This window comes from Ferruginibacter profundus (assembly GCF_054783275.1).
Genome location: NZ_BAAGQW010000003.1, coordinates 986,313 through 1,001,661 on the forward strand (window position 1 = coordinate 986,313; position 15,349 = coordinate 1,001,661).

General features: G+C 38.6%; 15 protein-coding genes. 9 read left to right on the forward strand and 6 right to left on the reverse strand.

The window, feature by feature from the left end; genetic code table 11:
* Window position 1 precedes the first annotated feature (1 nt).
* The 6 genes from ACYVM0_RS23900 to ACYVM0_RS23925 all read left to right on the forward strand — a co-directional run bounded on the left by ACYVM0_RS23900 (window position 2) and on the right by ACYVM0_RS23925 (window position 5,699).
* The gene (locus tag ACYVM0_RS23900) at window positions 2–778 is read left to right on the forward strand and encodes an exodeoxyribonuclease III (RefSeq protein ID WP_460561413.1); all 777 of its coding nucleotides are present in this window, start codon (window positions 2–4) and stop codon (window positions 776–778) included.
* A 157-nt stretch (window positions 779–935) separates the two neighbouring features.
* Window positions 936–3,401, forward strand: coding sequence for a DUF2339 domain-containing protein (locus tag ACYVM0_RS23905; protein WP_460561415.1), 2,466 nt, complete (start codon window positions 936–938; stop codon window positions 3,399–3,401).
* Entirely contained in the window at window positions 3,379–4,632 is a 1,254-nt protein-coding gene (locus tag ACYVM0_RS23910; RefSeq protein WP_460561417.1) for a hypothetical protein, read from the forward strand. The genes ACYVM0_RS23905 and ACYVM0_RS23910 overlap by 23 nt, the downstream gene beginning before the upstream one ends.
* On the forward strand, window positions 4,619–4,924 hold the full coding sequence (locus tag ACYVM0_RS23915; protein ID WP_460561419.1) for a DUF4286 family protein: 306 nt from the start codon (window positions 4,619–4,621) through the stop codon (window positions 4,922–4,924). Before ACYVM0_RS23910 ends, ACYVM0_RS23915 begins: the two co-directional genes overlap by 14 nt.
* Before the next feature lie 289 nt (window positions 4,925–5,213).
* Entirely contained in the window at window positions 5,214–5,483 is a 270-nt protein-coding gene (locus ACYVM0_RS23920; RefSeq protein WP_430988132.1) for an HU family DNA-binding protein, read from the forward strand.
* A gap of 102 nt (window positions 5,484–5,585) precedes the next feature.
* Entirely contained in the window at window positions 5,586–5,699 is a 114-nt protein-coding gene (locus ACYVM0_RS23925; protein WP_460561421.1) for a 30S ribosomal protein THX, read from the forward strand.
* A 125-nt stretch (window positions 5,700–5,824) separates the two neighbouring features.
* On the opposite strand, the gene pdxH is transcribed toward ACYVM0_RS23925, so the two are convergent.
* The 3 genes from pdxH to ACYVM0_RS23940 form a co-directional block, all read right to left on the reverse strand.
* Window positions 5,825–6,463: a pyridoxine/pyridoxamine 5'-phosphate oxidase gene (gene pdxH, locus ACYVM0_RS23930; RefSeq protein ID WP_460561423.1), complete on the reverse strand. Its 639-nt coding sequence runs from the start codon at window positions 6,461–6,463 to the stop codon at window positions 5,825–5,827.
* Window positions 6,464–6,558: 95 nt separating this feature from the next.
* A complete protein-coding gene (locus ACYVM0_RS23935; RefSeq protein ID WP_460561425.1) occupies window positions 6,559–7,032 on the reverse strand; it encodes a hypothetical protein in 474 nt (157 codons plus the stop codon).
* Between the two features lie 122 nt (window positions 7,033–7,154).
* Window positions 7,155–7,652 carry a hypothetical protein gene (locus ACYVM0_RS23940; protein ID WP_460561427.1) on the reverse strand — a complete coding sequence of 166 codons (498 nt, stop codon included), beginning with the start codon at window positions 7,650–7,652 and terminating at the stop codon, window positions 7,155–7,157.
* Window positions 7,653–7,810: 158 nt separating this feature from the next.
* On the opposite strand from ACYVM0_RS23940, the gene ACYVM0_RS23945 reads away from it, so the two are divergent.
* The 3 genes from ACYVM0_RS23945 to ACYVM0_RS23955 are packed head-to-tail and all read left to right on the forward strand — an operon-like array spanning window position 7,811 to window position 10,890.
* Window positions 7,811–8,356 (forward strand): RNA polymerase sigma factor, encoded by a 546-nt coding sequence (locus tag ACYVM0_RS23945; RefSeq protein WP_430988137.1) that lies wholly within the window; start codon window positions 7,811–7,813, stop codon window positions 8,354–8,356.
* Entirely contained in the window at window positions 8,353–9,852 is a 1,500-nt protein-coding gene (locus tag ACYVM0_RS23950) for an outer membrane beta-barrel protein (RefSeq protein WP_460561430.1), read from the forward strand. Before ACYVM0_RS23945 ends, ACYVM0_RS23950 begins: the two co-directional genes overlap by 4 nt.
* A 60-nt stretch (window positions 9,853–9,912) precedes the next feature.
* Window positions 9,913–10,890 (forward strand): hypothetical protein, encoded by a 978-nt coding sequence (locus ACYVM0_RS23955; RefSeq protein ID WP_460561432.1) that lies wholly within the window; start codon window positions 9,913–9,915, stop codon window positions 10,888–10,890.
* 1,044 nt (window positions 10,891–11,934) lie between these two features.
* Here ACYVM0_RS23955 and pyrH read toward each other — a convergent pair.
* The 3 genes from pyrH to ACYVM0_RS23970 all read right to left on the reverse strand — a co-directional run bounded on the left by pyrH (window position 11,935) and on the right by ACYVM0_RS23970 (window position 15,075).
* Window positions 11,935–12,654, reverse strand: a complete 720-nt coding sequence (pyrH, locus tag ACYVM0_RS23960) for a UMP kinase (protein ID WP_460561434.1) — start codon at window positions 12,652–12,654, stop codon at window positions 11,935–11,937.
* A gap of 91 nt (window positions 12,655–12,745) precedes the next feature.
* Window positions 12,746–14,197: a tetratricopeptide repeat protein gene (locus ACYVM0_RS23965; RefSeq protein ID WP_460561435.1), complete on the reverse strand. Its 1,452-nt coding sequence runs from the start codon at window positions 14,195–14,197 to the stop codon at window positions 12,746–12,748.
* 71 nt (window positions 14,198–14,268) lie between these two features.
* Entirely contained in the window at window positions 14,269–15,075 is an 807-nt protein-coding gene (locus tag ACYVM0_RS23970; RefSeq protein WP_460561437.1) for a class I SAM-dependent methyltransferase, read from the reverse strand.
* Window positions 15,076–15,349 lie beyond the last annotated feature (274 nt).

A 15,349-nucleotide genomic window follows, 5' to 3' on the forward strand; every position in this document is an offset into this window, starting at 1 on the left:
AATGGGTACACTACGTATTATCTCCTATAATGTTAACGGCATTCGTGCTGCATTTAAAAAAGGTTTTATCGATTGGTTAAAAACCAATCCGGCAGATATTATTTGCTTACAGGAAACCAAAGCCACTAAAGATGATGTGGATATAAAACAACTGGAAGCATTGGGGTTTAATCATCACTGGTACAGTGCACAAAAAAAAGGATATAGCGGCGTAGCCGTTTTCAGCAAAATAAAACCAGATAATGTAGTATACGGCAATGGCCATACCGCAAGCGATGACGAAGGAAGAGTGATACAATTGGATTTTGGAGATATCCGTTTGATCAATGCCTATTTCCCCAGTGGTACCAGCGGCGAAGAACGGCAGGCTTTTAAATACGTATGGCTGGATGAATTTCATACCTATCTTACCAAATTAAAAAAGAAATTCCCCAAAATTGTTTTGGTGGGTGATTATAATATTGCCCATAACGAAATTGATATTCATGACCCCAAGGGCAACAAGAACTCCTCTGGTTTTTTGCCCGAAGAAAGAGCCTGGATGACTAAATTTTTAGCCAGCGGCTGGATAGATACTTTTCGTGAATTTCATAAAGAGCCGCATCGCTACAGCTGGTGGAGCCAGCGTTTCCCAAGCGTGCGTTTAAATAACAAAGGCTGGCGCATCGATTACATCACGGTTACCGAACCATTTCAAAAGCAATTAAAAGATGCCGATATTTTTCCGGATGTAAAGCATAGCGACCATTGCCCCATTTATGTAGAGATAAAAATTTAGCTGCTGCACCTCAAATGTAATTTGTTAAAACCGGCTGTTTTGTACAAGTAATAAATGTTAAACGAAGGGTTTCCTAAATATTGCTTTAACAATTTATTCCATAATGATATCAAATAGCATTGTATCTTGTTTTGCAGTAACTAACTAATATACTGCTATGGAATTTTTAATTTTTATTGCACTGGTTGTAATTTTCATCATTGTACTAAATATTCAAAGCAGTCAGCGCAGCAATGCTGATGACCTTAAAAAAAGCCTTTCTTCTCTCCACCGCCAGCTCCAGGATTTAAAAAACGAGTTCACAAACCTTCAGTTTAAAACTCCCGAAGTAAAACCTGCATCAACAGATCAGGAGCAAAAAGAAAAAGCAGCTGCCGAATTGCAGGCACAGGAAGAATACAAACGAAAAATTGCAGCAATAGAAGAGCTGCGATTACAACGTGAGGCAAGAAAAAAAGAGGAAGAAGCAAAACAACTATTACATCAGCCGGCTGCTTTTGTTGCCATTAATGAAACTATTGAGCCTCCCCCAATAAAAATAGCACCGGCCCCGCCTGCGCCACCAAAAGAAAGCTGGAGTGAAAAATGGGTGCGCAATAATCCTGATATTGAAAAATTTATCGGCGAAAATCTTATCAGTAAAATTGGTATTGGCATTTTAGTTTTGGCCATTGGTTTTTTTGTTAACTATGCTATTGATCAAAATTGGATAGGGCCGGTGGGCCGTGTGGCTATTGGCATATTAAGCGGGGGAATTTTAATTGCATTGGCGCACAAACTTCGCAATTCTTACAAAAACTTCAGTTCGATACTTGCTGGAGGAGGTTTAGCCGTTTTTTATTTTACCATTACACTGGCATTTCAAAAATTTCACCTGTTCGGCCAAACCAATGGGCAAACCATTGCCTTTATAATAATGGTTGTAATAACAGCTTTTGCTGTTATATTATCATTGCTGTACAATAAACAGGAATTGGCAATTGTTGCGCTGGTTGGTGGGTTTACAGCACCCTTTTTAGTAAGTACCGGTGATGGTAATTATAAAGTATTATTCACTTATCTTATTATTTTAAACAGCGGACTTTTAATTATTGCCTACCATAAAGCCTGGCGTATATTGAATTTCCTCAGTTTTATTTTTACGATACTCATTTTTGGCAGCTGGTTACTTTTCCTGCGGTATGATGAACCTGCAGTAACTTATAAAAACGGATTTTTATTTGCAACTGCATTTTACCTGTTGTTCTTTATCATCAATATTGCACATAATATTAAGGAGAAGAAAAAATTTATTGCATCAGACTTTGGTATTCTTTTAGCCAACACCTCCCTGTATTTTGGTGCCGGTATTTTTTGCCTGGCAGAAATGAATGCGCCTGAATTTAAAGGCTTATTCAGTGCATCAATGGGTGTATTTAATTTAATTGTGTCTTATTTCTTATTCCGCAAACAAAAAGTGGATACCAATATTTTATACCTGCTCATTGGTATTACGCTAACATTTATTTCCATCACAGCACCCATACAGTTACATGGCAATTACATCACTTTATTCTGGGCAAGCGAAACGGTGTTGCTGTATTGGCTATTCACTAAATCCAGGATCAGCATAATGCAATATTCCGCATTGCTGGTATGGGCCTTAATGCTTATCAGTTTAGTTATGGACTGGATGCAATTGTACACCTATTACAGTACGCCGCTTACCATCATTGCCAACAAAGGTTTTATTACTACTGTGTTTGCTGCAATAGCCACGTATTTATTGTTTGTATTAAGAAATAAAGAAACAGAAAATACAGATCCGGCTGCAACAGCTTTTATTCCCGGTAAGAATATTTTCAGGATTGCAGCGATCATTTTATTATTTGTTGCCGGTGCTTTAGAAATTAATTACCAATTTAATTTCTATTACCCTGCTGCTAACTTCCATATTTTGTATTTGCTTTTATATACATTGGTTTTTATCAGCCTGCTTACTTTTATTACCCAAAAAGTAAGACCGTTGCAGTTGCATTGGCAAATTGTTGCGGTTATGTTTGCAGGTAGTATCTTATTTTATTTTTTAAGTATTCCCCAAACTATTGCCATACAAAAAGATGTGCTGGAATTACATAAAAACAGCGAACATTTTATAGCGCACTGGGCCGGCGCCTTATTGGCGCTACTGGTATTGTACCGGCTGATACAATTATTACGCAATAAAAAAACAGCGCTTAATGACAGTTTTAATTTCTTCACCTGGGTTTTGTGTGCTGCTATAGTTATCTATTTAAGTATAGAATTGTATTTGTTTTCCAACACTGTTTTTTATGCAGCCGATAATCCTTTATCAAATATTCAAAGGATCTACATTAAAACCGGGCTGCCCATTTTGTGGGGCCTGTGTTCTTTTGCCTTTATGTGGCTGGGCATGCATTTTAAATACCGCAGTCTTCGTATCATTTCGCTCAGCCTGTTTACGTTAACCTTATTGAAATTATTTATATTCGATATACAGAATATTCCTCCGGGAGGTAAAATTGCAGCTTTCTTTTGCCTGGGTGTTTTATTACTGGTGGTTTCATTTATGTACCAGCGTTTGAAAAAAATAATTATTGATGATGAGAAAAAAGCGGATTAGTGTTGCATTGTTTTGTTTGATCGCTGTTTGTGGTACTGCTCAAACAGCAGGATATAAATTTTATGCTGAACTCGATAGTGTAAAAACATCCGGATTTTATAATATCGCCATTACTCCGGAATTATCGGCGCATGTAAAAACTGATTACAGTGATCTGAGGATTGTAAATGATTCGGGAAAATGGGTGCCGCATGTGTTACATTACCCGGCCGGTGAAAGAAGTGATTTGGCCCTGTATATGGATTTAAGGATTGTAAAAAAAGAGACGGCAGGGTCATTCACAACTGTAGTTATTGCAGCAGGTCAGCCTGTTACCTCCAACCTGGTATTAAATATCCGGAATACCGCGGCAGAAAGATTTTGTACATTAAGTGGAAGCGACAATAATAAAAACTGGTTTGTGATTAATGACAGCATTCTCATCAATCCTGCACCCGGTGAAAAAAGCACCGTCAACAGTTTTAGAATAGATTTCCCTCCGAATAATTATAGTTTTTTCAAAATAGTAATTGATAATAAAAATAAAGATCCATTTGACATCAGGGATGTATTGCATTTCACCAACACTTCTGCAATGATTAATGACAAGCCTGAGTTACTTGAAAACCCGAAAACAATAATTGAGCAAAAAGATAGCGGTAAAATTTCTTACATAAAAGTTACGCAGCAGCAGGCTTTTCACTTTTCGGGCATCAGTTTAAAAGTAGACGGCGTAAAATATTTTTCAAGAAATGTTGAACTGTATATTCCCGCTTCAGTAACTCATTCGTTTTCCAATCCCGGGCAATTATTGCAAAATTTTACAGTTTCCAATAATAGTACCCTGCAATTTTATGTACCACTTATTAATGCCGGTATATTTTACCTGCTTATTCACAATGAAGATAATCTGCCGTTAAAAGTTACGGCCGTTAATACATCAATTGGTTACCGTTACATCACCTCTTACTTAGAGCAGGGAAATAAGTACGAATTGATAATGAAAAATGCTTCTGCAACAAAACCCAATTATGACCTCGCCGGCATCAATGCAAAGTTTTCCGATAGTACCCCATTATTATCCTTCAAAAAAATAATGGCATTTAAAGAAGCAGCAGTTACCGTAACACCACAAAAAAACAACACCTGGATGCTATGGGCATCAATCATTGCCGTATTAATTGTGTTGCTTGTGTTTACCAAAAAAATGATGGCAGAAGTAAATAATAGAAAAGAACATGATAGTATATAACGTTACCACAAAAGTTGCCGCCGCAATACAAACCGATTGGTTGCAATGGATACAGGAAGAACATATTCCCGACATCATTAATACCGGTTGTTTTACACATGCCACTGTTTTACAGTTACTGGACATTGATGACAGCGAAGGCCCAACCTACGCTGTGCAGTATTTTGCAGACAGCAAATCTTTATACAATAATTACATGGAAAAACATGCCGCCGCAATGCGTCAAAAAGCATTTGATAAATGGGGCAACCAGTTCATTGCATTCCGCTCTTTAATGCAGGTTGTGCACTAATGTGCAAAAAAATAATTTTAATTTGGTCCTATTCAAATCGTTTGTATATTCCGCCGCAAGCCGCATTGGCAAAGGATTTCAAAGACCTTAAGCCAAAACCCTTTACCAGCAACACTTTCAGCGGAAAATCATAAATATTAAATCCAAAATCTAAAATTTGCAATCCCCTCAAGTCCTTATTCCTTGCGGTTTACAGCCATTTTTACAAAAAATTATTTTGAAGAAAAAATTTTGTTGCAATTAAAAACCATATATATTTGTCGCTCAATAAAATTCAAAAAAAATTATCATGAACAAAGCTGAATTAATTACAAAACTTGCAGACGATGCAGGTATCACCAAAACACAGGCAAATGCAGCGTTGGATTCTTTTGTGGAAGCTGTAACTGTTACTTTAAAAAAAGGTGGTAAAGTTACATTGGTTGGATTTGGTACTTTCTCTGTATCAAAAAGAGCTGCCCGTAATGGCCGTAACCCACAAACTGGTGCTGTTATCAAAATTAAAGCCAAGAAGGTTGCTAAATTTAAAGCCGGTAAAGAATTATCTGCTAAAATGTAATGCTGTAAGTAATCACATTAAAAAAGCAAGGCGCCTTTGCACCTTGCTTTTTGTTTATACCTTTGAATTTCTTATTAATTAAAAAAATAAAATCTATCTATTATGGGACGTGGTGATATAAAAACTAAAAAAGGAAAAATTACTAAAGCTTCTTTCGGTAAATCAAGGCCTGCAAAAGTTAAAAAGAAAAATGTAGCGCCTAAGAAGAGTGCGTAAGCTTTTTAATGGATAATTGATTAATGAATAATGGATAATTCTTTCGGTTTATAGTGCCTGTTGATTACGTAACAGTATTTCATCATTAACGCATTATTAATTATCCATTATTTCATTATCCATTACTAAGGGGCTAACCGCTCAATACTCCAGGTACCGTCAGCATTTAAAGTATACTGTATCCTGTCGTGCATACGGCTGGGGCGGCCCTGCCAGAATTCTATTGTAAATGGTTTTACACGGTAACCACCCCAGTGTGGGGGCTTAGGAATTTCGCCGTGCTTAAAACGCTCCCGGTAATAATCAAATGTTTCCTTTAGCCATGCTTTGCCCGCTACTGCCAGGCTTTGTGGCGATGCCCAGGCACCAATCTTACTGCCATCGGGCCGCTTGTTAAAATAAGCAATACTTTCTTCTATACTAATCTTTTCTGTGGTGCCTGTTATACGCACCTGCCTTTCCAGTTCTTTCCAGAAAAATACCAGGCAGGCATTAGGGTTTTGTAAAAGCTGCTCTCCTTTTTTGCTATTGTAATTGGTAAAAAACACAAAGCCCTTGGCATCATATTCTTTCAGCAAAACAATTCTTGCCGATGGTATACCGTTTTTATCGGCTGTAGCCAGCGTCATGGCATTTACTTCAACAATATCACTTTTCACGGCTTCATCCCACCATTTACCAAACTGCGCAATCGGGTCTGCGGTAACATCCGCTTCAGATAATGTTTGCAATTGATAATCCTTTCTTATGTCGGCAATACTCATATACACTTATTTAGCTGCAAAATTCATCTAATTCATACACATAAAAAAACACCCGGATAAATTAATCCGGGTGCAGGTATAAAATTTTATTTTTTTTATGGTTGAGATGGAGGTGGCGGAGGATTATTGGGGTTTTTTGTTTTTTCTTCAATATCATGCTTCAAACTATCAAAGCCACCTTTTATGCTATCCGTTGGAGAACGATACATGTATGCCGCTAACAAAGTACCAACTGCACCCAGGGCTGCAACATAAATACCCACGCTAAGTACAGACATACCACCATCACTCATTGCGCTGAGCAATGTCCAGAAGATAACCAATGTTGCAAGAGCACCACAGGCTAAGGCTATGAACCAAAAAGTTTTGTCCAGGTTTTTTGTCTGGTCTCCCATTAACGACACTGCACCTGCGCCTATAAAGCTTAGGAAAGCAAGGATACCCCAACTATGCATACCATTTACACTAAAGAAAAAAACATTTACCCAGGGTAAAAACATTCCAATAATTCCCACAGCCGCGGCAATTAAGATAAATTTCCGCTGTTTGTTCATTGTCTGAAAATTCATAAGTTTTAAGTTTTAGATATGTAATGTAAAAAAAGGATTGCAGGTTTGCAATAATTACAGGCCTTTTTTATGAACAGTGATTAAACAATGTGGCATTTCGGCAATTAATACACAGCGTTAGGTTAGCTGTTTTGCAATTTTTCTAATTCGGCAAGCCGGGCTTTCAGTTCATCCCTTTCCATGGTAATATTCTCCACTGTGCTTTCCATTTCGCCGATCTTTACGGCAATCTGCTGCAGCATGGCGTTGCGTTTTTTAACCTTAGCCAGCTCGGCCTGTATATCTTCCAGCTGTGTATTGATGTAGGTATATTGTTGAAAAAGATCGCTGTATTGTTGTTGTACTTTTACCGTCTGGCTCAGCTCCTGGTGCAGCTCAAATTCCCTCTCCTCGGCACCTTCGGCCTTTTGCTGGTGTTTGCCAATGCGGTTTTGCATCAGTTGCAATTCTTCCAGCTGCATATCCAGTACACTGCGTAATTCGGCATCGGCGGCATTATTTTCTTTAAGCCGGGCAATCTCCTGCTCCCGTTGCAGTAATATATAATTCAATTCTTCCAGCTGTACCTGCAGGCTGTCATTTTCGGCCATTAATTGCTGTATTTGTGCTGCAGATAACATAAGGGTTGTTATAAGAGCTTCAAATTATACGATTTAGCAGCCAAAAACAAAAAAACCAGCCATTTTTTGTACCTTATGTACAATAAAACCTTTGGGGCAGCGTAATCAACTGTCGGGGTATCTATAACAAACACCCCGTGTAAACCTGTATAAAAAATTTGACGGAAGAGGAACTCATACGAGGATGTATTAAGGAAGAAGCCGCCTGTCAACGGGAGGTTTTTAACCGTTACGCCAGCCGTATGCTGGGGGTGTGTAACCGCTATGCCCGTAATGCAGCCGATGCCGAAGATATTTTACAGGATGCGTTCATTAAGATTTTTGACAAAATACACCAGTTTAAATTTGAAGGCTCTTTTGAAGGCTGGATAAGAAGGATCATGGTAAATACAGCGTTGAAGAAATATTCTTTACGCCGGTACGAAAAAGAAGTGGTGGGGTATGAAGTGAAAGACCGTGATGAAGACGATGGCACAGAACCATCAGCATATGGGCACCTTACCCAGAAAGAGATACTGGAGCTGATCAATAATTTACCCGATGGATACAGGCTGATCTTTAACCTGTATGTGATTGAAGGTTTTCAGCACGAAGAAATAGCAGAAATGCTGCATATACAACCCGGCACCAGCCGTAGCCAGCTGGTAAAAGCCCGGACGATGTTGCAGAAACAAATTTTACAATTACAAAAGGTTGCGGTATGAGTAATAACCAGCGATTTGACGACAATATAAAGGAGCAGTTCCAGGATTATACTCCTGAAGTGCATCCCCGCATTTGGGAGAATATTGTTAAGGAAAGAGAAAAAAGAAGGCCTGCAGGTTTCTGGCTCAACTTTTTTAATGGCCGTAATATTTTACTGTTAACGGCGTTGCTGATTGCTACCGGCAGTGGTGCGTACTTATTATTAAAAAATACAGATAAAAAAGACGCGGCTTCAACTGTTGCTGCAAATACTGCAACACCAGCAACCTTAAATAATAACAACAAAACAAATACTACAGCATCCACAAGTAATGTTACAGCAACAAGTGAAAGCGAGCAAACCAACAACACCCCGGTTACAATTACAAATACTGAAAACGCTGTTGCAAGCCCTGGTTCTAAAACAGCTGCAGGTATAAATGTTGCCGAAGACGCAGGTAATAATAACACAGCAATAACTTCTGATAATAGTAATAAAACTACAGGCTTCAATACAATTACATCAGGTGGTGCATCCAGAATAAAAATACGTTCGCCGTTTGCACAAAGCGGAGAGGATAATTCTTTAACCACAACGGGTAAGAAAAATAAAAATTCTGCCACAACAAATGCTGCTGATGATATTGATGATGACAATTCACCTGGCAACAATGCTGATAAGGCTTTACAGGATTTTTATTTAAGAAGATTAATTTTTGCCGACATACAAAGAATAGGTACTGAAAAGAAAACAGCTACTTTAAAAAAGAATTTTTTACCCAATATATTTTTACCAGATTGCCCGTCGATAGAAAAAGATGCTGCCGGTAATAAATCTTACATAGAAGTTTATGGCGGGCCTGATATTGCTTTCCGCAGCCTCAGCGATACCGGCAACTCTGCTTATTTACAAAAAAGAAAAGAAAGCACTAAATTTTCTTCTGCTTACAGCGCAGGCATACGGTACACCAAAGTATTCGGCAATGGCATGAGCATTCGCACCGGCATTAACTACAGCCAGATCAACGAAAAATTCACTTTTGTACAGGGTAACTTAGTGCAGATCACTTATATCATTAATGCCAATGGCGATACTACCGGAAGCTACATCACCACCGGAACAAGGTATAAAACTACCATCAATAAATTCAGAACGATTGATGTGCCCGTGCTGATTGGTTACGAAATGGGAAACGGAAGATTGCATGCGAATATTAATGCCGGTATAATTGTAAATGCTTACAGCTGGCAAAAAGGTGATGTGCTGGATACTGCATTCAGGCCGGTAAGTATCACCACAGGAAAAACCAGTTCGCCTTACCAGTTTAAAACAAATATCGGAGTTGGCTTTATGGCAGGTGCATCTTTTTATTATAAGCTCAACGATAAGATACATGTATTGGCAGAACCGTATTTCCGCTACAACTTATCACCGATGAGTAAAGAAAAATTAACGTTAACTCAAAAATATAATTCTGCAGGTATAAGGTTAGGGCTGAGAGTTGATTTGCATTAACAGGCAGCGCAGCAAAAACTTAAAGCATCTATACAGTACTAACCACAATTTAAAGAAACGATGAATAAAAAAATAGTAACCATATTATTAATCGGCGCCGCATTTTTTTTAAATGCCTGCCAGAAAAATACTGACATTTTTGTGCCTGATGCCGGGCAACTTAACGGTGCTGATACTACCTGGAGTACTTCGGTACCAACAAGTGCACCCGTCTTTTCATTACAAAGCAGTTTATTATCAGAGCCTGTAAGGGATAGCTTTGAAATAAATGCCAACACGGTTTCCATTACTGCTTCTAACGGGTTGCAAATAACTTTTCCGCCATTGAGTTGTGTTACACTTGCGGGGCTACCGGTAACGGGTAAGGTATATGTAGAAGCCCGCCTGGTAAAAGCCAAAGGCGATATGATATTGCTGAATAAACCTACCACATCAAACGGAAGTATGCTGGTAAGTGGCGGCGAAATTTTTATCAGCATCAGTAAAAACGGCCAGCTGTTACAGCTGGCTCCTAATGTAAAAATTTATCTCCGTTATGCAGATGCACCTACCAGTCAGCAAATGAAATTATTCTTTGGTGATGAATCTGTGCCAGGGCAATTTAACTGGATACCCAATACTTCTACAGACACCATTGGTATTGGTTCGCAGTTTTATGAAATTGCTACCAGTCACCTGCGTTGGATCAACTGCGATTATTTTTATGATACTGCAGCTATCACACGTTCGCAGGTAAGTGCAAGCCTGCCTTCTAATTATACCAATGCCAATACCACTGCATTTTTAGTATTTAAAGATTTCCGGTCGGTGTTGCGTATGAATGCAGATGTGCCGGAAAGAAGATTTATCTCTGGTAAGGTACCTAATGGTAAGGCAGCTGTGGTAGTAGTTATTTCAAAACAAGGCAACGATTATTTCCTGGGAAAAGAAACCATTTCTACCGGTGTAAATGCTTCTGCTAACAATGTGCAAAAAGTTCCGGTAACACCTGTAAAAACTTCTTTGGCAGATATACGAGCCTACCTGGCCACTTTATAAACTCTATAGAAACTACACCTAAAAAATGTTCCCCCGACTTTTGCCGGGGGAACATTTTTTATAACTATTGTTACCTGGTATCGTTACAATCGCCTCTGTTTCCTGTTAAGTAGTTTATAAGTACAGAAGGGTATTTATTAACTGGCTGCGTTTTAAAGCAATTCATCTGGCAATGCAAATACCACAACTTTGGCGTAAGTAAAGGAGGCTGTTGTATAAAATTAAATTCACAGGATAAAAAGGTAAGTGATTGAGGCAAAACCGGCAGTACAGTAAGCTGGTTGTAACTACAATTTAGTTCCTTAATATTTTCTCCAAGTTTTGGTAATGATTTCAAAAGGTTACTGCGGCAGTAAAAATTTATTAATCGTTCAGGTAGCGGTGGTAAACTCACCAGCTTATTATAGTTACAGGTAAAATATTCGATACCGGATGGTAAACGAGGTAATTTTTTAAGTAAATTATTGGCACAAGATAATACATGAAGCTTTACAGGAAGGGGAGGCAGCTCTTCGATCAGGTTAGCAATACAGTCAAAATTTTTTAAACTATCCGGCAGTTTTTTAATTAGCCTTATTTTGTTAACAGAACAATCTAAAGATATAAGTTTTTGTGGTAGCTGATTGATTGTGTCAATCTTATTAAATGAGCAGTTGAGATAAGTAATACTATCTGAAAAATATACAAGCCGTGTTATTTGATTTCTGCTGCAATCAAAAGACTTCAACTCCCGGGGCAGTTGCGGAATCTCTTGAATTTTATTTCCTGAACAATCCAGGTATTCCAGTTTTTTAAAAAATTGTACTCCTTCAATTGAATTGATTTCCGAATTGTTGCACTTTAAATCTGTAATACTGTTTAAAATAGTGCAACTGGTATCCAGCTCCATTTTGTCATTAAAACAAGACGGACATTCTTTTCTCAAAATCTTCCTGAAATTCGAATCGGGAACCTGCACAAACTGTGCAAAGCCTGTGATACAATAGATAATAAATGCAAGCAGGATAACTGTATGTTTCATACCAACTATTGCTGCAGTATTTTTTAGCTTACCAAAGTACCCACCTGTTCTCCCTTTACTACTTTTAAAAGGTTACCGGTTTTGTTCATATCAAAAACAATAATGGGTAGTTTATTTTCCATGCAAAGTGTGAATGCGGTCATATCCATCACTTTCAGGTTTTTTTGTATGCACTCTGCAAATGAAATGGTTTCGTATTTGGTAGCAGTATGGTCTTTTTCAGGATCGGCAGTATAAATGCCATCTACCCTGGTTCCTTTTAAAATAACATCCGCTTTAATTTCAATAGCCCTTAACGAACCTGCTGTATCAGTTGTAAAATAAGGGTTACCTGTGCCTGCACCAAAGATCACCACACGCCCTTTTTCCAGGTGGCGGATAGCACGGCGGCGGATATATGGTTCTGCGATCTGTTCCATCTTTATAGCGCTCTGCAGGCGGGTGTACACACCAGCTTTTTCCAAACCGGCCTGCAATGCCATACCGTTTATTACTGTGGCCAGCATGCCCATATAATCTCCGTGTGCTCTTTCAATACCGGTTTCTGCTTCATTCATACCACGGTAAATATTACCGCCGCCAATTACAATCGCCACTTCTGCACCCGCCGCTATCAATTCTTTTACATCTTTTGCATATTGCGCAATAATGCTGATATCCAAAGGTTCGTAACCATCATTGCTTTTGCCCATTAAAGACTCACCGGAGAGTTTTAGCAGAATGCGTTTGTACTTTAAAGCCATTGCTTAAAAATTTTTGCGAAGATATATTTTTATGGCTGTTTAACCATTCTTATTTAATAACAACAAAAAAAATTGCCGGCTTTTTTACAAATTATTCAATGCTTTTTAAAACGATGCTCCAGCCCAGGTCCATTTTTATGATCAGGGGATTTTTAGCATCATGTAATATCCACAACTGCCGGCTGCCATCTTCATTTTGCACATGCAGGGTGTTTACATATTTGTTGCTGCCGCTTACCATCACTTTATCTTCAAAAGATGCTTTATCCCTGTTATCCTGCACATCGGGTACAACGGTAAAAGTTTCTTCCCCGTTGCCTACATCCATTTTAGCACTGTTGTTTTTTGTAAGGTCGCCAAAAACTGCCTTGCTTATCCATACTGTAGTTTTATCTGTTAGTGTGGCATTTTTTAAAGCGGGGCCAAAATAATTGTTTTGTGCAATCGCTTTTTCCATAGCGTCTTTGGTCAGTTTGATATGGCCTTTCATATCATCCTTGTTACTCATGGCCCAATCAAATTCAAAATCGGTATCTATATTTCCCCGGGGATTGCTAACTAAAAAATCGTAACTAGCGCCATTGGCATTTACTTCCCAGGTAGCCGTTTTAAAACCGTTAATAGCAGGGGTAGCAAAGTAAGCAGGACATTTATAACGATAGCGCATAAAATCATACGTGCTGTCTATGGCAACTAATGTTTCTACTTCGGCACAGGCTTCAGTTGGTTTTCCCCAGGCATCCAATGCACTTACTTTTAGGGCCTGGTACTCTCCTTCACCAGGAAATAATGCGGTTAACTCATCATATTTCACAATCGCTTTATCGTAAGATTTATTTAAGCGATGAATAGCCGCATAACTATAAATGATCTCTTTATCTTTTGGATAACTTATATACAAATCATTGATGGTGCTTATGGCTTTATCATATTGTTTGTTGAATGCTAATTCCTTGGCATAAAAATGACGGAAAGATCTTTTTTCAAAATCATCCCTGCAGGTGTTAAACATTTTTTCCATCAAGGGTAATGCTTTTTCATGATCGCCGCCATCAGAATAAATACCGGCTTTTGCAAAATAACCATAAGGGCTTGCAGCTACCATTTTTATAGCTTCGTCTGCACAGGCAATACCGGTGGTTAAAAGATCGTCCTGCGGAACCGAGAAACTCATTACGGCAATATATTTTGCTGCAGAATCTGCATTGGGATAAAATTTACGCACCATATCAAAGCCTGTTTGATATTGTTTTAAAGAAACATGGCTCATTGCTTTTTGAAACACCACTGTGGTATCATTGGGATATTTCTGCAGGTATTGCGTTGCCTTGGTAATTACTTCTGCATGTTTTTCATCACGGTAAAGGCTGCGTATGTCTGATTTTAATTTATCGTAATCGATTTTTTTTACAGTGGCAGTTTTTGCAACCGCAGGTTTTAAAGCTGCTGGCTTTGTAACCTTTGGCTTAGCTGGTTGTGCAATACTTACAACAGAAAAAAATAACAGGCTTATTAAAGCTGCCGGTTTTAAAACAGTATTCATTGTATGGTGGTTTTGTAAGCTGTAAATATGTACCTTTTAAATACAACCTGCCATACCCACCAGCAGGTATTTTACTGCTTTTTCACTGCTTTTATCGAATACATCATCGGGAATTTATTACCCATGCCTTTCAGGCGCCACATACCATCTTCGCCCTGCTCGGTATTGGCAAAACAATTATAGGGAGAAAAACAATACTCATGTAAAAATTCAATCTGTAATCCCGCCTCAATCAATGCGGTAAAAATTTCTGAAAAAGGATGGTTCCATCCGTACTCTGTGTATTGTATGGCTGCTGTTCTATCTGTATAACTACCCTGTTGTTCGGTTACAATTACTTCATCATTAAAATAACTGTAGGTCAATTTTTCCATTGCATCATCCAGCATCCAGAGTGTGGGGTGAAAATCGGCAATGTAAAAAAAGCCACCGGGTTGTAATGTTGCAGCAATCATTTTTGCCCAGGGTTCTAAATCGGGTAACCAGCCGATAGTACCGTAAGATGTAAAAACAATATCAAATTGTTGTTTTACATACGCCGTAGTATCGTATACATTACAACAGATGAAAGAAGCATTCAATTGCAATTCGTCATTTATTTGTTGTGCAAGCGCAATGGCTTCATTACTAAGGTCTACACCGGTAACCATTGCTCCTTCTCTTGCCCAGCTTAATGTATCCATACCAAAATGGCATTGCAGGTGCAGCAAGGACCGTCCCTTTACATCTCCCACTTCTTCCAGTTCAATTTTGTTTAAAGAGGATTTGCCTTTTTTAAATGCATCAAGATCATAAAAGGCGGACGCCTTATGTATAGCTGTTCTTTTATTCCAGCCTTCTTTGTTGGCTTCAAAATATTGTTGGTACTCTGTTGTCATATTGCAAATCTATTTTAAATTTTTTCAACCTGGCAGCCCGCCCACACAAAGGGTGGGTCACTCTTTATGAGTGGCTCACCCGGATAAAGAAAAGGCAAAGCATCTTCAGCTTATGATAAGCTAAAGGCTGCAGGGTGGGTCACTCCTTATGAGTGGCTCACCCGGATAAAGAAAAGGCAAAGCATCTTCAGCTTATGATAAGCTAAAGGCTGCAGGGTGGGTCACTCCTTATGAGTGGCTCACCCGGATAAAGAAAAGGCAAAGCATCTTCAGC